This window comes from Halonotius terrestris, assembly GCF_006861665.1.
Taxonomy (GTDB): domain Archaea; phylum Halobacteriota; class Halobacteria; order Halobacteriales; family Haloferacaceae; genus Halonotius; species Halonotius terrestris.
Map to the genome: position 1 here is coordinate 309,302 of NZ_RKLU01000003.1, position 25,334 is coordinate 334,635.

Annotated in this window: 28 protein-coding genes and 5 pseudogenes (1 of these 33 cut by a window edge); 21 read left to right on the forward strand and 12 right to left on the reverse strand. The window is 65.3% G+C overall.

What is annotated here, in order from left to right:
• The 4 genes and pseudogenes from EGH24_RS08290 to EGH24_RS08305 all read right to left on the reverse strand — a co-directional run.
• A pseudogene (locus EGH24_RS08290) lies at positions 1 to 649 on the reverse strand (class II fumarate hydratase); it reaches 761 nt to the left of the window's first position.
• 68 nt (positions 650 to 717) lie between these two features.
• Positions 718 to 981, reverse strand: a complete 264-nt coding sequence (locus EGH24_RS08295; protein ID WP_142979685.1) for a BolA/IbaG family iron-sulfur metabolism protein — start codon at positions 979 to 981, stop codon at positions 718 to 720.
• Positions 982 to 1,031: 50 nt separating this feature from the next.
• On the reverse strand, positions 1,032 to 2,012 hold the full coding sequence (gene fen / locus EGH24_RS08300) for a flap endonuclease-1 (protein WP_142979686.1): 981 nt from the start codon (positions 2,010 to 2,012) through the stop codon (positions 1,032 to 1,034).
• A 56-nt stretch (positions 2,013 to 2,068) separates the two neighbouring features.
• Positions 2,069 to 2,752: a GNAT family N-acetyltransferase gene (locus tag EGH24_RS08305; RefSeq protein ID WP_142979687.1), complete on the reverse strand. Its 684-nt coding sequence runs from the start codon at positions 2,750 to 2,752 to the stop codon at positions 2,069 to 2,071.
• Between the two features lie 59 nt (positions 2,753 to 2,811).
• Here EGH24_RS08305 and EGH24_RS08310 point away from each other — a divergent pair, with 59 nt between their 5' ends.
• The 4 genes from EGH24_RS08310 (at position 2,812) to EGH24_RS08325 (ending at position 5,317) form a co-directional block, all read left to right on the forward strand.
• Positions 2,812 to 3,423 (forward strand): class I SAM-dependent methyltransferase, encoded by a 612-nt coding sequence (locus tag EGH24_RS08310; protein ID WP_142979688.1) that lies wholly within the window; start codon positions 2,812 to 2,814, stop codon positions 3,421 to 3,423.
• Between the two features lie 30 nt (positions 3,424 to 3,453).
• Positions 3,454 to 3,840 (forward strand): DUF3054 domain-containing protein, encoded by a 387-nt coding sequence (locus EGH24_RS08315; protein WP_142979689.1) that lies wholly within the window; start codon positions 3,454 to 3,456, stop codon positions 3,838 to 3,840.
• 208 nt (positions 3,841 to 4,048) lie between these two features.
• The gene (locus tag EGH24_RS08320; RefSeq protein WP_142979690.1) at positions 4,049 to 4,264 is read left to right on the forward strand and encodes a hypothetical protein; all 216 of its coding nucleotides are present in this window, start codon (positions 4,049 to 4,051) and stop codon (positions 4,262 to 4,264) included.
• A 54-nt stretch (positions 4,265 to 4,318) separates the two neighbouring features.
• Positions 4,319 to 5,317 carry an ornithine cyclodeaminase family protein gene (locus EGH24_RS08325; RefSeq protein WP_142979691.1) on the forward strand — a complete coding sequence of 333 codons (999 nt, stop codon included), beginning with the start codon at positions 4,319 to 4,321 and terminating at the stop codon, positions 5,315 to 5,317.
• Between the two features lie 26 nt (positions 5,318 to 5,343).
• Here the strand turns inward: EGH24_RS08325 and EGH24_RS08330 are convergent, their stop codons facing one another.
• From EGH24_RS08330 to EGH24_RS08350, 5 genes and pseudogenes are all read right to left on the reverse strand, one after another.
• Positions 5,344 to 6,411 carry an mRNA surveillance protein pelota gene (locus EGH24_RS08330; RefSeq protein ID WP_142979692.1) on the reverse strand — a complete coding sequence of 356 codons (1,068 nt, stop codon included), beginning with the start codon at positions 6,409 to 6,411 and terminating at the stop codon, positions 5,344 to 5,346.
• Positions 6,412 to 6,468: 57 nt separating this feature from the next.
• Complete coding sequence (locus tag EGH24_RS08335) at positions 6,469 to 7,542, reverse strand: guanosine monophosphate reductase (protein WP_142979693.1); 1,074 nt, start codon at positions 7,540 to 7,542, stop codon at positions 6,469 to 6,471.
• 245 nt (positions 7,543 to 7,787) lie between these two features.
• Positions 7,788 to 8,783, reverse strand: a pseudogene (gene purM, locus EGH24_RS08340) (phosphoribosylformylglycinamidine cyclo-ligase).
• Positions 8,784 to 8,834: 51 nt separating this feature from the next.
• Positions 8,835 to 9,500 carry a metalloprotease gene (locus EGH24_RS08345; protein ID WP_394348369.1) on the reverse strand — a complete coding sequence of 222 codons (666 nt, stop codon included), beginning with the start codon at positions 9,498 to 9,500 and terminating at the stop codon, positions 8,835 to 8,837.
• Positions 9,482 to 11,179: a TraB/GumN family protein gene (locus EGH24_RS08350; protein WP_142979695.1), complete on the reverse strand. Its 1,698-nt coding sequence runs from the start codon at positions 11,177 to 11,179 to the stop codon at positions 9,482 to 9,484. Before EGH24_RS08350 ends, EGH24_RS08345 begins: the two co-directional genes overlap by 19 nt.
• 145 nt (positions 11,180 to 11,324) lie before the next feature.
• On the opposite strand from EGH24_RS08350, the gene EGH24_RS08355 reads away from it, so the two are divergent.
• The gene (locus EGH24_RS08355; protein ID WP_142979696.1) at positions 11,325 to 11,825 is read left to right on the forward strand and encodes a bifunctional nuclease family protein; all 501 of its coding nucleotides are present in this window, start codon (positions 11,325 to 11,327) and stop codon (positions 11,823 to 11,825) included.
• Positions 11,826 to 11,852: 27 nt separating this feature from the next.
• Here EGH24_RS08355 and EGH24_RS08360 read toward each other — a convergent pair whose 3' ends face one another.
• A complete protein-coding gene (locus EGH24_RS08360; protein ID WP_142979697.1) occupies positions 11,853 to 12,959 on the reverse strand; it encodes a S1C family serine protease in 1,107 nt (368 codons plus the stop codon).
• A gap of 93 nt (positions 12,960 to 13,052) precedes the next feature.
• Between EGH24_RS08360 and EGH24_RS08365 the strand changes: the two genes are divergently transcribed.
• Positions 13,053 to 13,514: a hypothetical protein gene (locus tag EGH24_RS08365; RefSeq protein WP_142979698.1), complete on the forward strand. Its 462-nt coding sequence runs from the start codon at positions 13,053 to 13,055 to the stop codon at positions 13,512 to 13,514.
• Positions 13,507 to 14,571, forward strand: coding sequence for a nicotinate-nucleotide--dimethylbenzimidazole phosphoribosyltransferase (cobT, locus tag EGH24_RS08370; RefSeq protein WP_142979699.1), 1,065 nt, complete (start codon positions 13,507 to 13,509; stop codon positions 14,569 to 14,571). The genes EGH24_RS08365 and cobT overlap by 8 nt, the downstream gene beginning before the upstream one ends.
• A 9-nt stretch (positions 14,572 to 14,580) precedes the next feature.
• On the opposite strand, the gene EGH24_RS08375 is transcribed toward cobT, so the two are convergent.
• Positions 14,581 to 14,988 carry a hypothetical protein gene (locus EGH24_RS08375; RefSeq protein WP_142979700.1) on the reverse strand — a complete coding sequence of 136 codons (408 nt, stop codon included), beginning with the start codon at positions 14,986 to 14,988 and terminating at the stop codon, positions 14,581 to 14,583.
• Between the two features lie 163 nt (positions 14,989 to 15,151).
• On the opposite strand from EGH24_RS08375, the gene gpmI reads away from it, so the two are divergent.
• From gpmI to EGH24_RS08390, 3 genes are all read left to right on the forward strand, one after another.
• Complete coding sequence (gene gpmI, locus EGH24_RS08380) at positions 15,152 to 16,666, forward strand: 2,3-bisphosphoglycerate-independent phosphoglycerate mutase (RefSeq protein WP_142979701.1); 1,515 nt, start codon at positions 15,152 to 15,154, stop codon at positions 16,664 to 16,666.
• Positions 16,667 to 16,758: 92 nt separating this feature from the next.
• Positions 16,759 to 17,010: an AbrB/MazE/SpoVT family DNA-binding domain-containing protein gene (locus EGH24_RS08385; RefSeq protein WP_142979702.1), complete on the forward strand. Its 252-nt coding sequence runs from the start codon at positions 16,759 to 16,761 to the stop codon at positions 17,008 to 17,010.
• Positions 17,011 to 17,445, forward strand: coding sequence for a type II toxin-antitoxin system VapC family toxin (locus tag EGH24_RS08390; protein WP_142979703.1), 435 nt, complete (start codon positions 17,011 to 17,013; stop codon positions 17,443 to 17,445).
• Between the two features lie 112 nt (positions 17,446 to 17,557).
• Here the strand turns inward: EGH24_RS08390 and EGH24_RS08395 are convergent, their stop codons facing one another.
• The gene (locus EGH24_RS08395; RefSeq protein ID WP_142979704.1) at positions 17,558 to 18,598 is read right to left on the reverse strand and encodes an NAD(P)-dependent alcohol dehydrogenase; all 1,041 of its coding nucleotides are present in this window, start codon (positions 18,596 to 18,598) and stop codon (positions 17,558 to 17,560) included.
• Between the two features lie 210 nt (positions 18,599 to 18,808).
• Between EGH24_RS08395 and EGH24_RS08400 the strand changes: the two are divergent.
• The 11 genes and pseudogenes from EGH24_RS08400 to EGH24_RS08450 all read left to right on the forward strand — a co-directional run.
• Positions 18,809 to 19,688, forward strand: a pseudogene (locus EGH24_RS08400) (putative RNA uridine N3 methyltransferase).
• 4 nt (positions 19,689 to 19,692) lie between these two features.
• The gene (locus EGH24_RS08405; RefSeq protein ID WP_142979705.1) at positions 19,693 to 20,709 is read left to right on the forward strand and encodes a 50S ribosomal protein L3; all 1,017 of its coding nucleotides are present in this window, start codon (positions 19,693 to 19,695) and stop codon (positions 20,707 to 20,709) included.
• 3 nt (positions 20,710 to 20,712) lie between these two features.
• Positions 20,713 to 21,459, forward strand: coding sequence for a 50S ribosomal protein L4 (gene rpl4p / locus EGH24_RS08410; RefSeq protein ID WP_142979706.1), 747 nt, complete (start codon positions 20,713 to 20,715; stop codon positions 21,457 to 21,459).
• A 7-nt stretch (positions 21,460 to 21,466) separates the two neighbouring features.
• Positions 21,467 to 21,712: a 50S ribosomal protein L23 gene (locus EGH24_RS08415; protein ID WP_281284935.1), complete on the forward strand. Its 246-nt coding sequence runs from the start codon at positions 21,467 to 21,469 to the stop codon at positions 21,710 to 21,712.
• A gap of 1 nt (position 21,713) precedes the next feature.
• Positions 21,714 to 22,478, forward strand: a complete 765-nt coding sequence (locus EGH24_RS08420; protein WP_142979708.1) for a 50S ribosomal protein L2 — start codon at positions 21,714 to 21,716, stop codon at positions 22,476 to 22,478.
• Positions 22,462 to 22,866, forward strand: a pseudogene (locus EGH24_RS08425) (30S ribosomal protein S19); the annotation flags it as partial. The gene EGH24_RS08420 and the pseudogene EGH24_RS08425, both read left to right, overlap by 17 nt.
• Positions 22,867 to 22,870: 4 nt before the next feature.
• Positions 22,871 to 23,341, forward strand: a complete 471-nt coding sequence (locus EGH24_RS08430) for a 50S ribosomal protein L22 (RefSeq protein ID WP_142979709.1) — start codon at positions 22,871 to 22,873, stop codon at positions 23,339 to 23,341.
• Positions 23,341 to 24,324 (forward strand): 30S ribosomal protein S3, encoded by a 984-nt coding sequence (locus EGH24_RS08435; RefSeq protein ID WP_142979710.1) that lies wholly within the window; start codon positions 23,341 to 23,343, stop codon positions 24,322 to 24,324. Before EGH24_RS08430 ends, EGH24_RS08435 begins: the two co-directional genes overlap by 1 nt.
• Entirely contained in the window at positions 24,324 to 24,536 is a 213-nt protein-coding gene (rpmC, locus tag EGH24_RS08440) for a 50S ribosomal protein L29 (RefSeq protein ID WP_142979711.1), read from the forward strand. The genes EGH24_RS08435 and rpmC overlap by 1 nt, the downstream gene beginning before the upstream one ends.
• A gap of 2 nt (positions 24,537 to 24,538) precedes the next feature.
• Positions 24,539 to 25,021: a ribonuclease P protein component 1 gene (locus EGH24_RS08445; RefSeq protein ID WP_142979712.1), complete on the forward strand. Its 483-nt coding sequence runs from the start codon at positions 24,539 to 24,541 to the stop codon at positions 25,019 to 25,021.
• Positions 25,012 to 25,334 (forward strand): annotated as a pseudogene (locus EGH24_RS08450) (30S ribosomal protein S17); the annotation flags it as partial. The gene EGH24_RS08445 and the pseudogene EGH24_RS08450, both read left to right, overlap by 10 nt.

Consider the following 25,334-nt stretch of genomic DNA (forward strand, 5'->3'; position numbering starts at 1 on the left):
CNTCGACNCGNTCGATCCCNTTCTCGANCTGNGTGCGGTAGCCGCCGAACTCCTGGCCNAGCCGNACNGGCGTNGCGTCCTGNAGGTGNGTGCGACCCGTCTTGACGACGCCGTCGAAGGCGTCCTCTTTGGCGGCGAGTTCGTCGGCCAGTGTTTCGAGGGCGGGTACAACATCGTTGGCAGCGGCTTCCAAGCTGGCGACNTGCATCGCNGTCGGGATNACGTCGTTGCTCGACTGNCCGTAGTTGACGTGGTCGTTCGGGTGGACGATACGGTCGCCGATCCCCTCTCCGAGTATCTCGGCGGCCCGGTTCGCGATGACTTCGTTCGCGTTCATGTTCGAGGAGGTGCCGGAGCCGGTCTGGAANANGTCGACCGGGAACTNNTCGTCGTGGTCGCCNGCGATNACCTCATCAGCGGCGTCGACGATGGCCTCGGCGATCTCGTGGTCGACGAGACCGAGATCGCGGTTGGCCTGTGCCGAGGCTTTCTTCACGACACCGAGTGCGCGGACGAATCGGCGGCCAAAACTGATGCCCGAGATAGGGAAATTCTCGACGGCGCGTTGGGTTTGCGCTCCCCAGTAGGCGTCGGCCGGGACTTGCATCTCACCGAGACTATCTGACTCCGTGCGGTAGTCGTCTGACATACCGACACCAACGGTCGAATCCGGGGTAAAAGCTACTGATTGCCGTGCAGGTGTTGCGTTTCGCTCCGCTACTCGCCGTGCTCCTCGTATTCTTCGGGCGTGTAGGTCGTGAGTTCGATAGCGTGGATATCGGTCGTCATGTGCTCACCCAGTGCGTCGTAGACTTGCTGGTGTTGATCGACCAGCGTTTCGCCCTCAAACGCAGGTGAAACGACGACCGCAGCGAAATGCGCATCCTCGAACTCCTCGTCGACGCTTCGCGGGCGGCTGACGGTTGCCTCACAGTCCTCGATCCCGGCTTCGATGGCAGCTTCGATATCGGCGGCGTCCATACCGGCTAGCCGGCATCGACCCACAAAAACGCGCGGGCTTCGGAAGGGAATCAGCTCCAGCGGTCGAGACCAGTCTGGACGACGGCGGACTCGATCCGCTCGAAACCGCGTTCGACTTCGTCGGCATCGACTTCCCACTCCCCAGTGACGTAGGCGCGGGCCGCGTCGAGATCCGGGTCGATGTCGCTGTCTATCTCGTAGTCGTCAGTGACTGGCGGATCGAAGAACAACTCCCGGATTCGGTCGGCGAACTCGATGTGCTCACCGCGGGCCTCCAGCACGCCGAAGAGGTCGCCGTGTTCCTTGATTAGTTTCACGCCGGTTTTCGGGCCAATCCCGCTGATGCCCTCGTTGAAATCAGTCCCACAGAGCATTGCCACATCGACCAACTGTTCGTAGGTGATATCGTGCTCGTCGAGCGTCGGCTGGAGTTCCATCAGTTCGGGATGGCCCTTGCTCGTCAACTCCCGGAGTGTGCTGGGCGCACCGAACAGCAGCGTGTCGTAATCCTCGCTGCCGACGTAGTCGGCGTCGCCGATCTTGTTCATGTAGGCTGCTTGAGCCTCGCCCTCAGCGGGTGCGTCGATGTAGGGGACATCGAGGAGTGCGAGCAAATCGCGGGTCGTCTCCTGAATCGTCTCGGTGAGTCGGACGGTGCGGGCTGACAAACGAGCGGCTTCGAGGCTGTCGCCGGCGGCTTCGGCTTCCGCTAACCGTTCTTCGGCCTGCTCGCGNTGCTCGCGNCGNTNNNCCACCTCNTCNTCTTTCAGCTCNGTGACGCCGCCGTCGAAGACGAAGANNGGNGTNAGGTCGTGTTCGAAGAACTTCGGGAGNCCCTGCACNACGCCGATNAGGTTNGCGACCTCGGTACCGTCGTCGGTGGTGTAAATCGCGTCGTCAGTCCATTTGACGGTCGTCGTCAGATACCGGTACAGCCAGTTGTGGGCGTCGACGGCGACGGTGCTACCCTCGATATCCGCAAAGGGGCACTCCGAGAGGGCAGCCAGCGAGCGAAGATCCGAATTTCCCATACCGAGCGAACGGCCGCCGCCGGCTTGAAACTCCCGAGTCGATTTACAGCAATCAGCTACGGATCGTCGATCGCCGACAGCAGTCCCGGTGGCGCAGCATCACTATGATCTCCGAGAAACTCGTTTTCCGCCGTCGACAACCCCTCGCGGTCCCGGAACACGTCGAGTCCGCGTTGGTACCCCGATTGCGACGCGATGGCCGGCTCGCTGATCGATCGATCGAGGACGAGTTCGGCCAGTCCGGTCTCCCGATCAGTGTAGGTGAAGCCAGCCTTGTAGAGCGCGTGATACGAGAAGGCGTTGTTGACCGCGATGGCGATCCGGTCGTAGCCAGCCGCGGCCGCTTGGGAGGTCAGGAACGCGACAAGTTTCGGGCCGAGTTGCTGGCCGTCGCCGCGAAGGTCGTCTCGGACCGTCAGATAGCGGATTTTCAGCGTTGAGGGCTCGGTTCGATCCGGGCTGAACGCGATCGCGGCGAGGATATCGTCAGCGAAGTCACTCGCTTCGAGGCCGTCCGGCAGCGACGCCAACGTGTCCGCGTTGTCGGTTTCGCTGTCGTCGTCGGTGCTGCTGTCGTCGGTGGTTGTGTCATTGGCTTCGGTCGCGCTGCCGTCGGGTTCACCGCGGATCACTGCGACGCCGGTCCCGCCGGTGACGAACTTCCCGGCGTAGCTGAACCGGCGATAATCGAGCCGCAGCGAGGGGTTGGCGGCGGCCCACCCCAGCAGTGCGAACTCCATATTCCCTTTCAGTGGTGCTACTCCCAAGAACTCTTTTGCTATCGCGCCGGAGGGAGACTATGCACGGCGTTGGCGACGGCCGCTTTTTCGACCGGTTCGCACGCCTCTACGACTGGCTGATGCCGGCGGCCGACCGGCGGTCGCTGGCGGCAGCACTGTCGCGGGCCGACGGCGACGTCGACCGCCTGCTCGATCTCGGCGGCGGTACGGGCCGGGCGACGATCGCGGTCGACGCGCCCGAGCGGATGGTCGTCGACATCTCGCGGCCGATGCTCCAGCGTGCGCGAACGCGGACGACAGCTGGGCCGGGACGGCCGAGCGATCCGCCCGGCCCGCTGGCGACGTTGCAGGGCGACGCTGGCCGGCTGCCAGTCGGCGACGACGCGGTCGACGCGGCGATCGTCGTCGACGCGTTTCATCATATGCCGGCACAGCCCGCTGTCGTCAGCGAGGTCCAGCGCGTTCTTCGCCCGGGCGGTGTCTTCGTCGTCCGGGAGTTCGATCCGAGCCACCCGCTGGGGTGGGTGCTTGCCCGCGGCGAACACGCGATCGGTATGGAATCAACGTTCCACCCGCCGGCCGATCTTGCTGAAATGCTCGCCGACGAGGGGTTTTCCGTTGAAGTGCTCGACAGCGGATTCGAGTACACGCTGGTCGGGACGAACCGCTGAAGGTTTTACCCCTCAGTCGAAGGGGTGGGTATGCTCAACGAGCGCGTCGATACGGCGGCACTCCCGCTGGCAGTCGGGGACCTGATTGCGATCCTCGGCGTGTTGACGATCGGTATGGTGCAGCACGGAACACTGACGCCCGACCGGGCACCCGGCGTCTACGCCCCCTTCGTCATCGGGTGGGTCGTCGGGGCACTCCTGATCGGAGCTTACTCCGCTGGCGCGGCCGAGTCGGCGAAGGCGGCGATCCCGCTGGGGCTTCGGGCGTGGGTTCCGGCCGCACTCGTCGGCTTCGGGCTGCGGGCAACGGCAGTGTTCCCCGGTGATCTCGCAGTGATCTTCGTGGCGATCACGTTCGTCCTCACCGGCGCGCTGATCGCCGGGCTCCGCTGGCTCTTTTTCAAGCTCATCGGCTGAACGGTCCGCGCTGTCGTCACCAAGCGGTGCAGTCCGATTCCGGGTGCTGATCGCGCACCAATCGACTGCTATCCAGCGAAACGCAACGAGCACCAATGACACTCCACACGCTCATAAGTTATGAGATGGTTTTGTGTAGCCACGGAAAAGTCACGAGCAAACCACGGGAAAAATTTATGTGTTGTTTTGCCATAGTATGACGTAACCCATGGCACAGTACTATGACTACGTACTCGGCGTGATTCCATTGGTGCTGGGCGGGCTGACCGGCTTACTCTCGGTTGCCGGCCTTGATCTCACCGCAGCTCTCCCAGTCGGGGCCAGCGTCTCCGCGCTCATCATCGGCCACGCGCTGTTCGTCAACATGCCGACCCAGCCGACGGCGGAATCGACCGAGGCGACCCACCGAGCCGACGCCGAATAGTGCGAAAACCGACCGCGGCAACCCTTTTTCAGCACGTAGCGCGGACACGGAGATATGACCGACACCCTGTTTCTCACCAGCGACGACGTTGCGGGACTGGCGACGCCAACCGACTACGTCGACCGCGTGGCCGACGGCTACCGACAGCGCGGCGCGGGCGCGCCCGCCGAGCCCCGGACCGCGCTGTTCGGCGACGACCCGCCGGGGATGCTGACGAGCTACAGCGCGATCCTGCCCGAGGACGGCTACATGGGCGGCTACACCTACAGCGCGGGTTTCGGCGCGGGCGACGCGTGGTTCATGACGCCGCTGTTCGACGCCGAGAGCGGCGAGCCACTGGCCCTGCTGGACGGCGCGAGTATGAACCCGTTCAAAACCGGCGCGACCGGCGCGGTCGGTGTCGACATCCTGGCCCGCGCGGACGCCGAAACAGTGGCTATCATTGGCTCCGGCGCGCAGGCTCGCGGCCAACTCCGCGCGACGGCGACAGTCCGAGACCTCACGACCGTCGATGTGTACTCGCCCACGCAGGCTCACCGCGAGGAATTCGCGGACGAAATGACCGAGACGCTGGGCGTCGATGTCGCCGCCGCCGATTCGAGTGCGGCCGCCGTCGACGGCGCGGACATCGTCATCACGGCGACGACCGCCAGCGAGCCCGTCTTCGACGGCGACGAGTTGGCCCCTGGCACCCACGTCACCGCGATGGGGCAGTACCACCCGAAAAAACGTGAACTCGATACGACGACGGTCGAGCGGAGCACGTATGTCCCGGATCTCCGCGACCGCGTCATGCAGGACGCCGGCTCGTTCATCCACGCAGTCGAAACAGGGGTCGTCGACGAGAGCCATATCCACGCCGAACTCGGCGATGTCGTCGCTGGCAACGCCGCAGGCCGGACGAGCGACGACGAGATTACGGTCTTCGACAGCGGCGGGACGGCCATCGAGACGGTGGCTGCGGCGGGAATGCTCTACGAGCGCGCCCGCGAGCAGGGCCTCGGCTCGACCATCGAGTTCGCGCCGGCCAGCGACGCATTGACTGGAAAATAGCTCGGTAGAATCCGGGATCAGGGTCGTTACTGTAGGCGATACCGCAGCAGTGCGGCGATCCCACCGAAACTGTCGAGCTGCTGGCCGGGTTGGAAATCCGACGAGAAGACGGTGATCTCGCCGCCCTGCTGTTCGACGGACTCGATCACGTCGTTGATATCGAGGTCCCAGTCGCCGTCGCCCTGTCGTTCGTCCCGCAGGCGATTATCGAGGATCAGCAGTTCCTCGACCGCGCCGAACTCGGCGGCCTCCTGAACCTCGTCGATCCCGTAGGCCGCCTTCGCGCCGTCGGCGATCCGCTCCATCAGTTCGTCGATGGTCTCGGCTTCGCGGGCGATCCGGGTTTCGTCCTGCACTTCCTCGACCGCGCCACGTTTGAGGACTTCGTGGACGCCGCGGCCGCCCGCGCTGGAGGTGTCGACGACGGTGATCAGGTCGGCGAGGTTGCGATACTCCTCCTCGATGTAGTCGCGGGCGTCCTGCTTCGTGAAGCCAGGCCCGGCGAGGATGATCGCGTCGGTATCGAGATGCGCGAGGGCGTCGCCCAACTCGGCGAACAGTTCGTCGCGCGGGCGGGAGTACTCGCCTTTGCCGGTGGGTTTGGTGAAGGAGGCGTACTCGTCGACGCCGTACTCCTTGACGAGGTGGATGTAGGCCTCGCCCTCCTCGACAGTGGCGATAGCGACATCGGGGCTGTCGGCGGCGGCCTCGGCCTCCTCGATGCGCTCGATCTGGTCGGCCTTGAACTGCTTTTCAATCGTCAGTTCATCGTGGGCTTCGACGTTGAGCGTGTGGTGGTGGCCGAGTTGATCCTCGCGGGAGCAGCCCGTGATCTCGCCGCCGACGCGCAGACGGTTGGCGAAGCGGGCGAACTCCACGTCCGAGACCTCGATGGTCACCGAGAGGTGTTCGCGCTGGCCGCCGGTATCGCGCATCTGGTCGTCGTCCCGTTGGATGCGCCTGGTGGTGTCGCCGGAGACGAGATCGCCTGGTTCGAGGACGTAGGAGAGATGCCAGAGGTCGTCGACGGTTTCGGGCGTGAGCGTCAGCCGCTCGCGGCCGGCTTCGCCCTGCCCGCGACTCGAAATTCGCATAGCGGGTGTTCAGGTGGCGCGGTAACAACGCTTGTGTTCTGCTACCGCAGAAGTATCTTAGTCCGATTCAACGACCTGCTCAACCCCCGGCTGCGCCACACCGGACTCCACGAGCACGCCGTGAGCACTCTCGCGTTCCTTCGCGCCGTCGGAGACTTTCACGAACACCGCGTTCTCGCGGGCCTCGGGGATCGTATGCCCGCCGCAGTAGCTCAGTCCCGAGCGAATCCCCGCACAGAACTCCTCGGTCAGCGGCCCGAGCGGCCCCTTGTACGGTGTCAACGCCTCGACGCCTTCGCGTGAATCGACGTCGATCTCCTTGTCCTCGCGGTCGTCGTTGGCCGCGGTCGAGGCCATCCCACGTGAGCGTTTGAACCGCTCGCCGTTGCGCGTGACGACGCGGCCTGGTGCCTCGTCGGTGCCAGCGAAAAAGCCGCCCATCATCACCGTCTCCGCGCCCGCCATCAGCGCCTTGGCGGCGTCGCCGGAGTTCTGAATCCCGCCGTCGGCCATGACCGTGATCCCGAGTTCGTCGGCGCGGTCGGCACACTCGTCGACCGCCGAGAGCTGTGGATAGCCCGCGCCAGCGACTTCGCGGGTCGTGCAATGGGATCCTGGTCCGACACCGACTTTCACGCAGTCCGCGCCCGAGTCGTACAGATCCTCGACTGCCTCGGGTGTGACGACGTTGCCGGCGATCAGTTCGGGATCGTACTCCGCGCGGATCTCCGCGACGGCGTCGAGTGCGCGCTCCATGTGTCCGTGGGCGACATCGAGAACGACGGCGTCGCCGCCAGCGTTCAAAATCGCCTCGGTGCGGTCGAGGTAGTCCTCGTCGATGCCGACCGCCGCGGCGACGAGCCCGCCTTGGTCGGCGACTTCGCGCACTTCCGCGGCCTGCTCCTCGATGGAGAGGAAGCGGTGAATGACGCCCAGTCCGCCGAGGTCGGCAAGTGCGGCCGCGGTCTCGGCTTCGGTGACGGTGTCCATCGCCGCGCTGACGATCGGGACGTCGAGCGTGAGCGACGGCGTCAGCCGTGCGGTGAGGTCGATGTCGCTCCGACTGTCGACAGCCGACCGCTGTGGAACCAGCAATGCGTCTCCGTACGAGAGTCCGGTGCGGATCTCCATGTGTAACCCTCGTGAAGAACGGGCTAAGCAATATTAACGCTATCCCTTGCGGCCCCTGTGACCGCCTCACAAACGATTTAGTGATTGGAGTGTCTATCTTGAGGGAACACACGTCACATCTGTGGGACTCCATGTGTAACCAACTCCCCTCGTGACGTGTGTCTTCAGTCAGTGAGCAACAGGTGTGTCAGCCCGCCAGCAACGCAGTCATCAGTCCGCAAGCGACGACGCTGTCGGGCGATTTACTAGAGTTCGAGCCCGCGAATCGAGACGCCAGCCCCGGCGTCGTGCTCGCCGCTCGCTTCGACGTGACCGATCACCCGGCCGTCGGTCGCGGCTGCGAGGTCAGCGGCGGCCGCGTCGTCGCCGACGGCAGCAACGAAGCCGGTGCCCATGTTGAACGTTGTGTGCATCTCGGCGTCGGAGACGTTGCCCTGTTCTTGAACGAACTCGAAGACCGGCTGGGCGTCGAAGGGGTCGTCGACGACGTAGCGGTGCTCGCCGAGTCGCTGGAGGTTCCCCCAGCCGCCGCCGGTGATGTGGGCCGCGCCGCGAACGCCGTGGGCGCGCATCGGCGTCAACAAGTCAGTGTAGATCCGCGTCGGTTCGAGGAGGGCCTCGCCGATGGTCTCGTAGCCCTCGAACGGGCAGGGGTCGGTGTACTCGTGCTCACGTGTCGTCGCCGTCCGCGCCAGTGTGAGCCCGTTGGAGTGAATCCCCGAGGATGCCCAGCCGACGAGCGTGTCGCCCGGCTCGGCCGCGCCGTCGAAAAGGCCGTCCTTGTCGGCGAGACCGACGCAGGCTCCCGCGAGATCGAGGCCCTTGACGACTTCGGGCATCACGGCGGTTTCGCCACCGACGAGTTCAATGTCAGCTTGGTCGGCTCCGGCGGCCAGTCCCTCGCCGATCTGCTCGGCGAAGTTGTCGTCGGGCTCATCGATAGCGAGATAGTCGACGAAGGCGACCGGCCGGACGCCGGCAGCGACGAGGTCGTTGACGTTCATCGCAATGCAGTCGATACCGACCGTCGAGTAGTCGCCGAGNGCTTCNGCGACNAGCAGTTTNGTCCCGACGCCGTCNGTCGCCANNGCNAGATACCGGTCGCCGATGTCGANCAGGCCGGCGTANTCNCCNTCGNNNTCGNCGACCGCGTCGATCAGCGCGGCCGTCGCCGACTCGCTGGCTTCGATATCGACGCCCGCGTCGGCGTAGGTGAGTTCGTCGTCCGCGTCGTCAGTCATACCTCACAGCGCGGGCAGCGAACACAAAAGCGCGATGATTCGGCGGGTCGCTTAGATGATACTGATATCGAGCGTCGTCCACGCGATGTAGGTCAACGCCGCACTCAACAGAAACGTCCCGCCCCAGACCGGTTTGCTCCACGCGATGACGGTCTTGCCGTCGAGGGGGCCGTAGGGCACCAGATTGAACGCGGCCAGAAACAGGTTGACGATGATCCCAAGCTGGCCAAGCAAGACGAGCAGCCCCAGATTCAATCCGACGCCGCCCAGATACACCGGGAGGAAGACCACCGCCAACACGAGGTTCATCACCGGGCCAGCGATGGCGATATGGCCGTGTTCCCGCTCGCTAAGGTAGCCGCGGTGGTGGACCGCGCCGGGCGCGGCGAAAATGAACCCGAGCAGCGCGCTCATAATTGCCAAAAAGAGCATGCTGTAGTCGGCGCGGAACTCCGCGACCTGTCCGTAGTTGACGGCGACGACCTTGTGGGCGATCTCATGCAGGAGGAACGCTACCCCCGCGGTCAGCAGGCTCACGCCGAGCAGGACGGCCAACGACGGCCCGAGGAGGGCGGCGACGTTCGGCCCGCCGCCGGCGAAAAAGATGGTGAAGGCGACGCCCAGCGCGGCCCACGCGACCAGCAGGTCTCGTACCTCGCGGGTGCTGAACTCGTAGTCGCCGACTCGGTAGGCGGTGCTCACGTGATCGTCCTCCAGATCAGTTCCGCGCTGTTGCGCGCGCCCTCAAGCATCAGCCGCGAAACGCCGTCAACGCCGCCGAGTTCCGTCCCGAACAGCGGGAGGACGTAGCTCACGAACAGCACGCTGGCGACGATGCTCCCGATATTGGTGAGCGCGACAACCATGATCAGCTTGAACAACGGCACCTCGAACATCTCCGAGACGATCTCCCCGAGCGGCTTCGTCTCGTCGGAGAGCAAGGCGTTCAGCGTCGAGATGTCGCCGACGTTAACCGTCAGATGCCGGAGTTCGGCGTAGCCGGCGAACCACCCCGGCGCGAGGGCGGGATTGATCGAGGTCATCCACGCGACCGCGCCGCCGACGCCCGCCGACGACCACCGCGCGCCGGCCAGCTTGGCGAAGCCAGCCGCGAAGACCGCGTTGATCAGGAACCACGCGCCGAACAGCCGCAGCAGGAACCCGTTTTGCACCCCCGCCATCGCCAACAGGACGAAGAAGGCCACAAACCCGACCGAGAGGCCGATGCCGACGATCTTGCCCCACGGAATCCCGCTGCCGGTCTCGGTCCCGGTCAGCGACTCCATTGGCGGCAACGACGAGGGGTCGTCGAGATAGCCTTCGATCCCAGCGCGGTGACCCGCGCCGACGACAGCCAGCACGTCGTAGCCAGCGTTCCGCAGCCCGATCAGCTGGTGAGCGATGTAGGCGTCCCGTTCGTCGATCAGGGCTTCCGCGCCGCCGGGGCTGAACTGCCGGAACTCCTCCATCATCACCGTCACCACGTCGGCATCGGTCAACTCCTCGATATCCATTTCGTCGATGCCGCCGGCCTCCGGCTCGACGGGGCCGCGAAGCCCGATCAGCCCGGCGGCGACGATGCCGAACGCCAGCCCGCCGGTAACCCCAAGCGCGAGACTGCCGATGATCGTCACGGCAAAACCCCCAAGGAGCGAGCCGACGAGTGCGTCAGCAGCCCCCGTCATGGCGGCGACCGTCGCAACCGCGCCGCCGCTGCCGAGAGCGGCCGCCAACCGCGAGTCGCCACCGACGGCGAGACCGGCGACCTGATCGACGAGAAGGGCCGCAGCGAGTCCGAGCAAGGCTGCCGTAGCTGCCCGGAGGTAGACCGCCTCGGTGATGCCGACCGCGCCGCCGAACAAGGCGAGTGCGGGGCCGGCGATCAGCCCGACGATGAGGCCGACCATGATCCCGACGACGCGGCTGTCGGTGACGCCGAACGCCAACCCGCCGACCATGCGTAACTTTTCGGTCAAGGTCATCCGCGCCCAGAACCGCTGGATCGTCTCCTGAATGTCGCGGTCAACGAGGGCGACATCGATGCCGTGTTCCTCGGCGGAGTCGATCGCGGCCATCATGTCCGCGCCGGGTTCGATATCGAACCGGTCGCCGAGTTGCGTCTGAATGTACGACAGCATCCAGTAGGCGAGAAACTGGAAGACGGTGTTGCCCCGCAGGAGATCGCTGGCGTCGAGATCGTCCGGCTGCTCGCCTTTCATCTGGCGGTAGCGGCCCTGATCGAGTTCGACGGCGACGACATCCGGCCGATCCTCGGCAATTCGCTCTTCGACTTCACGGACGCTGGCCTCGGAGACGTGGGCCGTCCCGAGAACCGTCACCTCGCCCTCGCCGTCGGAGGGCTCCGAGCGCGGTGGCTGGCCCGTCAGGTCACTCATTGGCCGGTGTTTGCCGTCGCTGGGTTTACCAGTGTCGGAGTGACCCTCAGTCGGTCGATCTCGCGGGTGGGACCCGTAGTGGGTGTGCGTCCACTCAGCGGCGACCGGGAACAGCTATTCATACCACGCCCCCGAAGGAGGTAGTATGCCACACGATGCGGCGGTCACGGGGATCGGAATGGGCGTCGGCCCCGACGGCAAGAACGTGCCGGCAGTCATTCTTACCGCTCGTGACGAGTACCTCCCGATCTTCATTACCAACGATCAAGCACAGTCGATCCGCCACGCGCTGTCGGGCGAGCCCTTCGAACGACCGCTGACCCACGACCTCCTGATCGAGATGGTCACCGAGTTCGGCGGCGCGATCGACGCGATCCGGATCGACGAACTCGCTGACGGCACCTTCTACGCGAAGATCGACGCCGAGCGATACGTCGACGGCCAGCCCGAAACTTTCGCCTTCGACGCCCGCCCCAGCGACGCCATCGCCCTCGCCGTTCGCAGCGAGTGTCCCATCACCGTCTCCGATGAAATCCTCGATGCCGCCGGCCGCGACCCGGATGAGATCGAAGTCGAGGAACCGGAACAACGAGAAGACGACGAGTTAGTCCCCGACGACATCTTTTCCGACGACCCCGACGAGTAGTGACTCGGCTGCGGGGGTTGCTATCGATTACTCTTCCGGCAATTCGCCCAGTGTCACCTCAACGACGATCTCCTCGCCGTCGCGGATGACCGTAATCGGGATCGTTTGCCCGGGTCGGGTTTGCAGCGCGAGCGTCCGGGTGAGCTCGTCGGTGTTGTTGATCGGCGTCCCGTCGATGGCGACGATCACGTCGCCGCCGGTCGGGATCGCACGCCGGCGGATCTGTGGCTCCTCGTCATCGTCAGAGCCGTTCGGCGCGTCGCCGCCGTTGCCAGTGCCGCCACCGCTGGCGTCGCTGTCGGTGATACTCGGCACCAAAATCCCATCGCTCGGCCCGCGGTCGACCGTTTCGACGACGAGGACGCCGCGGGGTTCGCTGAGGCCGTTGGCGTCGGCGATCTGTGGTTCGACGGTGAGCAGCGTCACGCCGAGATAGGAATGGTCGTAGCTGCCGGTCTCGCGGAGTTCGGGAATGACCCGCGTTGCGAGCGCAGCCGAGACCGCGAAGGCGACGTTGCCGCCTTGGGAGGCGAAGACGACGCCGGCAACGTCGCCTGCGAGATTCACCAGCGGGCCGCCGCTGCTGCCGGAGTTGACCTGCGTGTCGGTCTGGATCGCTGCTGGGATCGAAAACCGGCTGAGCCCACGCACCGAGCGGCCGCGGGCACTGATGATGCCTTGGGCCAGCGACTCGCTGAGGCCGAACGGCGCGCCGATGGCGACGACCTCCTCGCCGACCGGTGCGGGCTCGTCGACGAACGACAGCGTCTTCGGCACCGTCACGGCCGACTCGATTTCGAGGACGGCCAAGTCGCTGTGTTGGTCCGAGCCGACGACGGTCGCTTCGGCCCACTGGCCGTCGGCCAGCCGGACGTTGACCTCCGAGCCGGGGTCGACGACGTGGTGGTTCGTGACGATCGTCCGCGGGTCGATGGCGAACCCCGAGCCCTGCGCGACTTTGCGGTTGTTTTCGGCGACGTGGACGACGACCACCGAGGGCAAAACCTCGTTGTACACGCGGGTGTATGGGCTGTCGCCGGTCTGTTGACCGCTGTTCTGTGGGGCCGCACAGCCGGCGACTGCGGCCGTTCCCGCGGCGACCGACGCGAGCACCGACCGTCGTGTCCGCTCCATACACTGCCCCGGGGCGCGGCCGGCAAAAACGGACCGATACCGGCACCGCGCCCGACGATCACACTTATTCGTCACCTCGCTGTACCTCCGGCCATGCCTGTTGACGCCGAGCCACCCGAGCCCCCCACCCTCGATGCGGTCGACCCCAACGAGTACGAAGATGCCGAGGTCGTCGGCGACACCGACTACCGACGCGAGGAGATCGAAGCATTGCTCGCAGACGGCGCGTGGGCCCAAGCCTTCGACGACTGGGCGGCCGAGACCGACCTCGACGACGCGGGGTTTGCGATCGTTCGTGACCTCGAGATGCTCCAGCACTTTGATTTCTTTTGGGACGGATTCGCGGATCGCGTCGGCTACCACGCTCCCGGCATCCCCGAAGACTGGAAGGAACGCGATCTCCACCCCGACCTCGAAAGCTGGGGGACAGTCTCGGCGATCAACGCCGGCCTGACCGAACTCGGCCAGCGCGTCTGTGAGGTGCTGTACGACGACTACATCGACTGGGAATCCGAGTACGACGCCCCCGACGACCTCCCCGATTTCGATGACTGACGCTCCCGACGCTCCAGACGCCGCAGCCGAAATCGACGTGTCGATCCCGCACCTCGATGACGACGCCCGCGAGGCAGCACAGGAGCGACAACAACACCTCACCAAACCGCCGGGTAGCCTCGGTCGACTCGAAACGATGGCCGCCGACATCGCCGCGATGCAGGCGACCCCGCAGCCGGCGGTCGATCCAGCCGTCGTCGCCACGCTGGCCGCCGACCACGGCGTCGCAAGCGAGGGCGTCAGTGCCTACCCCCAGTCAGTAACGGGAGCCATGGTCGAAGCGGTCGACGCGGGCGGTGCGGCGATCAGCGCACTCGCCGCCGCTGGCGATATCGAAACGCTCGTCGTCGATATGGGCATCGCTGGCGACGTACCGGACGGCGTTATCGACGCCCATGTCGCCGACGGCACGGCCAACATGGCCGACGGACCGGCCATGACAGCCGCCCAAGCGCGGGAATCGATCAGGAACGGCCAGCGGGTCGTCGCCGACCACGCAGCCGACGCCGGCATCGTCGGCCTCGGCGAAATGGGCATCGGCAACACGACCGCGAGCGCGGCGATCACCGCGCTGCTGACCGACCGCTCGGTGGCGGCGGTGACGGGTCACGGCACCGGGATCGACGAAGCGACTCGCCAGCGAAAGATCGAGACGATCGAGCACGCGATCGCCGTCAGCGAGCCCGATCCCGACGACCCACTTGACGTGCTTCGGTGTGTCGGCGGCTTCGAGATCGGCGGGCTGGTCGGCGTGACGCTCGAAGCGGCGAGCCGGCGCGTCCCTGTCGTCGTCGACGGCTTCATCGCCAGCGCGGCAGCGCTGCTGGCCGTCGAAATCGAGCCGAGGGTCGCCGACTACCTGCTGGGCTCGCATGCCTCGGTCGAGCCGGGCCACGCGGCGCAGTTAGACGCCCTCGGGATCAAGCCCTGTTTCGACTACGGCATGCGACTCGGGGAGGGGACCGGCGCGGCACTGGCAATCGGCATCTACCGCGCCGCGTGTACGGCCCACACTGAAATGGCGACCTTCGAGGAAGCGGGAATCAAGCCGGAGTAACAAACCGAATTAGCCGTTGTTCCGTTCCTGTTGCAGCAGCACCGACGGCGAGTCCTCATAGATCGCATACACGTCGAACTCCTCGGCTGTGACGGTCGTCTCGGAGCCGGCGATATCGAGGGAGTCGATGACGTTGCCCTCGGTATCGCGGATCTCGATCCGGACGGCGTCGCCGGGTTCAGTCCATGTCACGGTTGTCTCGCCGGTCGGCGCCTGCTCGGTGATGACCTGCGCCTCAGTGAGGGAGACGACTTCCTGCTCCTCTTGGTCCTCCTCGGTATCGAACTGCCCGTCGAGAACGGCCGCGCCGACGACGCCGGCCGTCGATGTCGTGACGACGACCAGAATCGCCACTCCGAGGATATTGAGGATGTCGATGGTAGCGCGCATCGACCGATCAGAGTGGCGGGATGACATCGTGAATCCTGCACAGCGAACGGCTGTGAGTGGTGTATACAGACCGGGCGAAAATAAAAACCCACCGCCACGTCTGACGGGCTGATAGCTGGCGTCTGACAGAAGCGTGGGAACCGCACAATCAAGCCGAAGGGTCATTACCCTGCCGCGAGAGGCACCAGGCATGCAAGGCGCACTCATCGTGCTCGACGGCTGGGGACTCGGCGACCACGACCAACGCGACGCCGTGGCCGCCGCGGACACGCCGAACTTCGACCGCCTGCGGGACACGGGCGCGTTCAACACACTGGAAAGCNNCGGCCGNCGGGTCGGCCTCCCCGANGGNCAGATGGGCAACAGCGAGGTCGGCCACCTCAANATCGGCGCGGGCCGGGTCGTCAAACAATCGTATACCCGCATTGTCGACTCCATCGCCGACGGGAGTTTCCGCGAGAACGACGCCCTCAACTCCGCGATCGACTACGCCGAGGAACACGACGGCGCGGTCCACCTGATGGGACTGGTCAGCGACGGCGGCGTCCACTCCGATATCACGCACCTCGAAGCCCTCATCGAACTCTGCGGCGACCGCGATGTCGAAGCCGTCACCCACGCCTTCACCGATGGCCGGGATACAGCACCTCATTCCGGAGCGGGCCACCTCGAATCCGTCGCCGAAACCGTCGCTGAACACGACACCGGCGACATCGCCACCGTCTCCGGGCGGTACTACGCGATGGACCGGGACGAGAACTGGGAGCGCACGAAGCGCGCCTACGACGCCATCGTCAACCGCGAGGCCGACTACGAAACCGACACCGCCGTCGAGGCGGTCGAAAACAGCTACGAGCGCGGCGAGACCGACGAGTTCGTCGAGCCGACGCTGGTCGAGGGCGAACCCGCACTCGCTGACGGCGATGCGGTGATCTTCTTCAATTTCCGGGCCGACCGCGCCCGCCAGCTGGTCCGGCTGCTCGCTGACATCGAGCCGGAATGGGACTTCGACACCCCGGCCCGCGATATCCGACTGGTGACGATGACCCAGTACGACAAAACGTTCGACCTGCCGGTGGCGTACCCGCCGGAACAGCCCGAAAACACGCTGGGCGAGGTCGTCAGCGAGGCCGGCCGCGATCAGTTGCGACTCGCCGAATCCGAGAAGTACGCCCACGTCACCTACTTCCTCAACGGGGGCCGCGAGATCGAATTTGCGGGCGAACGCCGCGAGATCGTCAAAAGTCCCGCGGTGGCGACCTACGATCTCCAGCCGGAGATGCACGCCGCGAAGGTGACCGACACAGCGATCTCGATCATCGAAGCCGACGATCCCGAGTTGCTGGTCATCAACTACGCCAACCCCGATATGGTCGGCCACACCGGCGACTACGAGGCCGCGATCAAGGCAGTCGAAGCCGTTGACGAACAACTCGGCAAGATCGCCGCCGCCGTCGNNGANGCCGGCGGCCACCTNNTCGTCACNGCCGACCACGGCAACGCCGACNACATGGGCACAGCCGACGACCCGCACACGGCTCACACGTTCAGTCCCGTGCCGGTGATCTACATCTCGCCCGACGGCGACGACGGCGGGCGGACGATGCGGGCGGGCGGCGCGCTCTGTGACCTCGCGCCGACGCTGCTGTCGCTGATGGGGCTACCGAAGCCCGCCGAGATGACCGGCGAGTCGCTGCTGGAGTAGGCGGAGGGCTATCTTTCACAGTGGCTGCGGAGGAATACGCGTTAGTGTGTTGGCACACTAGAATTTAACTACGCTGCCAGTCTTGATTGAGTATGAGCAGTGAGCGTATCGACTCCGAGAGCAAAGTCTCGGGTAACCAAGCGAACATTCCCGCTCGAATCCGTCGAAAGCTCGATATCGACGACGGGGACACACTCCGCTGGCAGATCGAAGACGACGGAACGCTTCGCGTCCGGGTCGTCCAACAGCACACGGGGACGTTCAGTGATTTCGAGGGGTACGACGGCGACGAAGAGACCGACGTAACGACCGACCACGACGCGTGGGGCATCGATACCGAATAGATGCCACGAGCACTCGTCGATACGACGATCCTCTTTGCCGCAGCCTACGGCCGCGACGATGCCCACGACGACGGCCTTGCGATCCTCACCGGGATCGATGCCGCCGAACTCCCCGAAGCGGTCGTCCTCGATTTTGTCCTTGCAGAGACGCTGAACGGACTGACGACGCATGCGGGCCATAAGGCGGCCGTCGATTTCCTCGACCGACTCGAAGCGAACACACGTTTCCATCTCGATTCACTGACGGCTGATACGGTGGCAACGGCGAAGGGACTCTTTCGACAGTACGAACAGTTCTCCTTCGTCGATGCGTGTATTGTCGCGTATATGCAAACCGAAGGACTCGACTACCTCTATGCCTTCGACGACGATTTCGATGCGGCCGAGGATATCTCCCGGCTCGACACCGCCACGAATCCGCATCAGCCGGAGTGACACGCTCGGCTGGTCCACGAATGGCACGCTGGACAGTGATTCCGACTGCCCGTGTGCGCGCTCGCACGTAAGAAAATGAAAAACGTGAGGGTGGACTGCCCGGAGCCGACTTCTACGGCGTAATCACGGCCCGGCCGTCGATCTCGCCGTGTTCGAGCTTTTCGGCGACCTCGTTGACGGCGTCGAGATCGTACCGCGTCGTATGCAGGTCGACCGCCTCGCGTTCGACCAGCGCGACCAACTCCTGTAACTCGGCGTACCGCCCGACAATGTTGCCTTGGAAGGCGAACTCGCCGTTGACGAGGGCTTGGGCCGGCTCGTGGATGTGGCCGCCGTAGCCGATGATGTGGTGGTCGCCGCCGGCGGCACAGATATCGGGTGCGAGTGCCGTCGTCTCGTCGGCCCCGACGAAGTCCAGTACCTGCGCAGCACCCGCGCCGTCGGTGATATCACCGATCACGTCGGCCACGTCCTCACTTCGCGGGTCGATCGTGTAGTGCGCGCCGAGATCCTCGGCCAACTGCCTGGCGGACTCCTTGATATCGACAGCGACGAGGTCGGCCGCGCTCATCTCGTCGAGACACTGGAGGCCGATGTGACCGAGGCCGCCGATGCCGATGACGACCGCGGCGTCGCCCGGATTGAGCCCGTCAACGGCCTTTTTCGCGGCGTGGTAGGCCGTGATCCCCGCGTCGGCGTGCGGCGCGATGTCGGCGGGATCGACGCCGTCCGGCAGCGGGATGACCGAGCGTTCGCTGGTCAGCAGTTGGTCGGCGAAGCCGCCGTCGGTCGTCAGCCCGTTGAACGCGTCGTTCTCGCAGTACATCGTCTCACCCTGCCGGCAGGGCCGACACGTCCCGCAGGTCTGCACTGGGTGGCAGATCACCTGATCGCCCTCGGAAACGAGGTTGACCTCGTCGCCGGTTTCAATGACCGTCCCGGCGTTCTCGTGGCCCAGCGTCATCGGCAACGGCTGTGGCACGTACTGCTCCCACATCCCCTCGATGATGTGGTTGTCCGTCTGGCACCAGCCCGCACCCTCGACGGCGACAACGACGCCGTCGCTGGTCGTTATCTGTGGTTTGGCTACGTCGTCGATCGAAAGCCCCTGCGTCATGTCGTCGGTATACTCGTGTAATCGTGCGGCACGCATACACGAAATTTCTCGCCGAATCATAATAAACGTTCATTAAGTTTTAGTTTGAGTGATACGATGCGGCGGATTGGTATCCATTCACAATCGAAATTCCGGCGTGTTACGGGCTGACGAGCGTGTGAACGGGCCACATGGGACGGGGCGTTCCGCTATCCTTTTAGGCTCCCGTCGGAAAATCAGGCTACAGTCTAGCGACGAGGCAGACCGATGGACGGACTCACACTACTGATTCCGTCGTCGGTGGTCCGGGAAGCCGAGGACAAACGCGAGGCAACTCGCAAGCTCGGCTACGTTGCCCGTGCGGCAGCGGTCTTCCGGGCCGATCGACTCTGCGTCTTCCCCGATCGGGAGGGCGAACGTCGGTGGGGCGAAGCGTTCGTCCGCATCGTCCTGCAGTACGCCGCGACACCGCCGCACCTCAAAGACGAGGTGTGGGGAAAACGCGACGAACTGCAGTTCGCGGGCGTCCTGCCGCCCCTGCGGATCTCGTCGCAGACCACAGCCGATTCGTCCGAGTCGGCTGTTAANNCAGGGAATCGTGACCGAGGTCGGANCTGANGNCCGCGTTCGGGTCAATTGCGGACTGCAACACCCGGTCTCCCTCCCGGTGCCGCCCGGNACGGCGACGCCGNCNGAGGGGGAGCGCGTCACNGTCAGGNTNNCTTCGNGAGAACCGGTCCGCGCGCGCCTCGTCGATGCACCCACACCGGGCTTCGACGTGGTGACTGTGGACCTGTCGGCCGCCCTTGCCGACGCCGCCGAACGACGGATCGCCACCTCCCGCCATGGACAGCGGTTGTCCATCGCGCGACTGGCCGAATTCCGTCCCGACTACCGGGACGGGCTGACCGTCGCTTTCGGCGCGCCGGGTCGAGGGCTGCCGGAGATACTGGGGATTCCCCCCGAGGCACTCTCGGCTGCTGACGCAGCCGGGGCGTCCAAGCCGTATGGGTTGGACGACGACCACGTCGACTCCGATCCGGGGTTCGACCGCTGGCTCAATACGATTCCGCGACAGGGCAGCGAGACGGTGCGAACCGAAGAAGCGATGTTCGCCTCGCTCGGCTGCCTCACACTCACGGAGTAACCACATGCCACAACCAAGCAGACCACGCAAAGGCTCGCTGGGCTACAGCCCCCGCAAGCGTGCGGACTCGGAAGTCCCACGCATCCGCTCGTGGCCTGACGACGACGGCGCACCCGCGCCGCAGGGCTTCGCCGGCTACAAGGCCGGNATGNCCCACGTCGTNANGNTCAACGACGAGGCCAACTCCTCGCGTGAAGGGATGGAGGAATCCGTTCCCGTCACGGTCGTCGAGGTGCCGCCAATGCGGGCGGTCGCGCTCCGAGCCTACGAAGACACGCCGTACGGACAGAAGCCGGTTGGCGAAGTCTGGGCCACCGAGTTCCACGACGAACTCGACCGCGCCCTCGACCTTCCGGCCGAAGACACCTTCGAGGCTGACTCGGAGGCCCTCCGGAACGAACTCGACGCCGGCACCGTGGACGATCTGCGGCTGATCACCCACACCGTGCCAGCGGAGAGTCCCAACGTTCCGAAGAAGAAACCCGACATCATGGAGACACGCGTCGGCGGCGGCTCCCTTGAGGAGCGCGCCGACTTCGCACTCGAACTCCTCGAAGACGGCGGCGAACACAGCGTTGACGACGTGTTCCGTGCCGGCGAGTANNNCGANGTCGCGGGCATCACGAAGGGGAAAGGCACGCAGGGCCCCGTCAAGCGGTGGGGCGTCCAGAAGCGGAAGGGGAAACACGCCCGGCAGGGGTGGCGCCGACGCATCGGCAACCTCGGCCCGTGGAACCCCTCGCGCGTTCGGTCGACCGTCCCCCAGCAGGGGCAGACNGGCTACCANCAGCGNACNGAGCTNAACAANCGCNTGATCGACATCGGCGACGGCGACGACGCCAGCGTTGACGGCGGCTTCGTCAACCACGGCGAGGTCGACGGCAACTACGTGCTCATCAAAGGGTCGCTGCCCGGCCCGAACCAACGGCTGCTGCGGTTCCGCCCGGCCATCCGGCCGAACGACCAGCCGCGCCTCGATCCCGAGGTCCGGTACGTCTCAACCGCATCCAATCAGGGCTAAACTATGCAGGCAACAGTACGCGACCTGAACGGTGACGACGCCGGCTCGGTTGACCTCCCCGAGGTGTTCGAGACCCACTTCCGTCCGGATCTCATCCAGCAGGCAGTCGTCGCCGCACAGGCAAACCGGAAACAGGCCTACGGTGCCGACGAGTTCGCCGGGCTGCGAACGCCCGCCGAATCGATGGGCAGCGGCCGCGGCATGTCTCACGACCCCCGACAGGACGGCGTCGTGAAGCGCGTGCCCCACGCCGTCGGTGGCCGCCGTGCGCACCCGCCGAAGGCCGAGAAGGAACAGGGCAAATCGATCAACAAGAAGACACGCCAGCTGGCGACCCGCTCGGCACTCGCCGCCACGGCCGACGCCGACCGCGTCGCCGACCGCGGCCACGAGTTCGACGACGATCTCGAACTCCCGCTCGTCGTCGACGACGAGTTCGAGGACCTCGTCAAAACGCAGGAGGTCGTCTCCCTGCTTGAGGCTCTCGGCGTCGCCGACGACATCGAGCGTGCCGACGAGGGCAAGACGGTCCGAGCCGGTCAGGGGACGACCCGTGGCCGCAAGTACCAGGAGCCCAAATCGATNCTNTTCGTNACNAGCGAGGANCCCTCGAAGGCCGCCCGCAACCTCGCGGGCGTCGACGTCGCCACCGCGGCGAACGTCTCCGCCGAGGACCTCGCGCCCGGCACGCACGCCGGCCGACTCACCGTCTGGACCGAGTCCGCGCTCGCGGAGGTGGCNGACCGATGANNGNTCGATCCTCGAGCACCCACTGGTCACCGAGAAGGCGATGGACGAGATGGACTTCGACAACAAGCTCCAGTTCATCACCCACATCGACGCCACCAAACCCGAGATCAGCGACGAGGTCGAAGAGCGGTACGACGTGACCGTTATCGACATCAACACACAGATCACACCGGATGCCGAGAAGAAAGCGACCCTCACGCTGAGTGAGGACGACGACGCGACCGAAATCGCATCCAGAATCGGGGTGTTCTAAGATGGGACGACGCATTCAAGGACAACGCCGCGGCCGTGGTGGCCCAACCTTCCGCGCGCCATCACACCGCTACAAAGCCGAACTGTCGCACAAGAAGTCCGAAGACACCGACACGATCGCCGGCGAGGTCGTCGGCATCGAGCACGACCCCGCCCGGAGTGCACCCCTCGCGGACGTCGAGTTCGAGGACGGTGACCGACGGCTCATCCTCGCCCCCGAGGGCATCACCGTCGGCGAGACGATTCAGGTCGGCGTCAGCGCGGAGATCAAACCCGGCAACACGCTGCCGCTCAGCGAAATCCCGGAGGGCATCCTCGTCTGCAACGTCGAGAGTTCGCCCGGCGACGGCGGTAAGTTCGCCCGCTCGACGGGCGTCTCCGCCCAGCTGATGACCCACGACCGCAACGTCGCGGTCATCCAGCTCCCGAGCGGCGAAGTCAAACGGCTCAACCCCGAGTGCCGCGCCACCATCGGCGTCGTCGCCGGCGGTGGCCGGACCGAGAAGCCGTTCGTCAAAGCCGGCAACAAACATCACAAGATGAAGGCACGCGGGACGAAGTNNCCCCGCGTNCGNGGNGTNGCNATGAACGCCNTCGACCACCCNTTCGGTGGCGGCGGCCGCCAGCACCCCGGCAAGCCGAAGTCCGTCTCGCGGGACGCCCCGCCGGGCCGGAAGGTCGGCGACATCGCGTCGCGGCGAACGGGCCGCGGCGGCAANGGAGGGNAACAANNANCANTGAGTACCGANNACCGGCCGGGANGGTGAGTTCACCTACCGCGGNCACACGCTCGACGAGCTNCAGGANATGGANCTCGACGAGGTNGCGGAACTGCTNCCCGCTCGNCAGCGGCGCACCATCAACCGTGGGCTCTCCGAGGAGCACCAGAAGCTCCTGGAGAAAGCCAGAGACAGCACCGAGGAGGAGACGGCGAACAACCCGCTCCGAACCCACCTGCGGGACATGCCAGTCCTGCCGGAGTTCGTCGGGCTTACCTTCGCCGTCTACACCGGACAGAGCTTCGAGCGCGTCGAGGTCGAACCCGAGATGATCGGCCATTACCTCGGCGAGTTCCAGCTCACCCGGAGCTCGGTCGAGCACGGACAGGCCGGGATTGGCGCGACCCGCTCCTCAAAGTTCGTGCCGCTCAAGTGATACNATGGGAATCANCTACAGCNTCGANGCNGACCCNGACACNACNGCGAAAGCNATGCTNCGGGAGCGNCNCATNAGCCNNAAGCACAGCAAGGCCATCGCNCGNGAGATCAAGGGGANGACCGNCAGCGAGGCCGAAGAGTACCTCGATGCGGTCATCGCTGAGGAGCGGTCGGTGCCGTTCAAACAACACAACACGGGCGTCGGTCACCGCTCGGATATCGACGGCTGGGACGCCGGCCGCTACCCCGAGAAGGCCGCCAAGGACTTCAAGAAGCTCCTGCAGAACGCCCGCAACAACGGCGACAATCAGGGCTTCGACGGGCCCGCGATGGAGATCAGCCACGTCGCCCCCCACAAGGTCGGCGAGCGCACCGGGCGGAAATCGCGTGCCTTCGGCCGCGCCAGCCCGTGGAACACCACGCTCTGTGACGTCGAACTGGTGCTCGAAGCACCGGCGGAGGAGGACAACTGATGGCTGACGAACAGCAATTTATTGAGAATGGCCTCCAGCGCGCCCAGATTGACGAGTTCTTCCAGGAAGAACTCGACCGGGCGGGCTACGGCGGCATGGATATCGCCAAGACGCCGATGGGGACCCAGATCGTCCTCAAAGCCGAGAAACCCGGGATGGTCATCGGCAAAGGCGGGAAGAACATTCGGAAGATCACCACCACGCTCACCGAGGAGTTCGGCATGGACGATCCACAGGTCGACGTTCAGGAAGTCGACGAACCCGACCTCAACGCCCGGATCGTCGCCGACCGCCTCGCCAACGCACTCGAACGTGGCTGGTACTTCCGCAAAGCGGGCCACACCACGATCGACCGNATCATGGANGCCGGCGCGCTCGGCGCNGAGATCGTCCTCNNCGGNAAGGTNACNGGCGCCCGCTCNCGNGTCGAGAAGTTCAACCGCGGCTACGTNAAACACAACGGCGAACCCGCCNANGANNTNGTCGACGNNGGCCAGGGCGTCGCCGTGATGAAACTCGGCACGATCGGCGTGACGGTGAAGATCATCCCGCCGGGAGCGACCCTGCCCGATGACTTCGCCATCAACGAAGACGTCGAAGTCGACGATGTCGAGCAGGCAGTCGTCGACGCCGACGACGAAAGCGTCGAAGAGCTGCTGGCCGGCGAACCCGACGAGGAAGACGCCGTGCCCGCCGGTGACGACGACGAAGTCGAAGTCCCCGACGAGGACCCCGCCGAAGCGATCGACGAGGAGATCGTCGAGGAAGTCATCGACGAGGAGACCGACGACGAGTCGGCTGCTGACGATGACACCGACGACGAAGCCGCTGACGACGCCGACGATGGCGACGCCAGCGATGACGCAGCCGACGGCGACTCCGTTGCCGACGAAGACCTCGATGAGGACGTTGCCGAGGAGGCAGCCGACCTCGTCGAAGAGATGGAAGACGGCGACGACGACGAGAAGGAGGCCGATAACTGATGGCGATTCTTCACCCCGAAGAGATCCGCGACATGACGCCCGCCGAGCGCGAAGTCGAGCTCGAAGAGCTCGAAACCGAGCTGCTCAACGCGAAGTCCCTGCAGGCCGCCGGTGGCGTGCCCGAGGACCCGAGCAAGCTCAAGAAGCTCCGGCGAGCGATTGCCCGGATCAAGACGATCCAGCAAGAGGAAGGCGACCTCGACGAGGAATAACGATGCCACTGACACCCGAGACACTCACGCGACACGAACTCATCGGCGTCCCGATCCGGGTCGCCGACGCGCCCAATCCCGACCTCGTCGGGATCAGCGGCCGCGTCGTCAGCGAGACGATGCAGACGTTCGTGGTTGCGACTGACTCGGGTGACAAACGGCTCCCCAAGCGGGGAACGACCTTCGAGGTCGCACTCGATGTACCGACCGCTGACCAGACTGCAGGCGACACAGATGAAGCCGCTGCGGCCGGTGTGGCAGACGCCACAGCGGGCTCTCAAGCCCGTCCGGTCGCAGGGTCTCCGTCCGAACTCGGCGAGGATACTGCGGGGGTTCGCCCTCGTCAGTCTTGGCCGTCGGGATGTTCCGCAAACCCCTTCGCGGGTGGATGCGAGGGCGGAGTCTACGTAACGGTGGATGGACACAGCTTGTGTGCACGGCCTGCAGCGCGAACCGAACGCACAGGAGATTCGAAATGGCGATAGGACTTGACGTACCCATGCCTCCGGAACCAGAAAACCCGGAGGAGTATGACTACGAGACGTGTCCGTTCTACGGACAGCTACCCGTTCGAGGCCAGACCCGCAGTGGGACTGTCGTCTCGACGGATATGGCAAAGACCGTCATCGTCGAGCAGGAGTACGACGTGTTCGTACCGAAATACGACCGGTATATGAAACGCCGGTCCCGTATTCCGGCCCACGTACCCGGCGTACTCGACGGGCTCGACGTCGGTGACGAAGTAACAATCGCGGAGACCCGCCCGCTGTCGAAGACGAAATCCCACGTCGTCGTCGC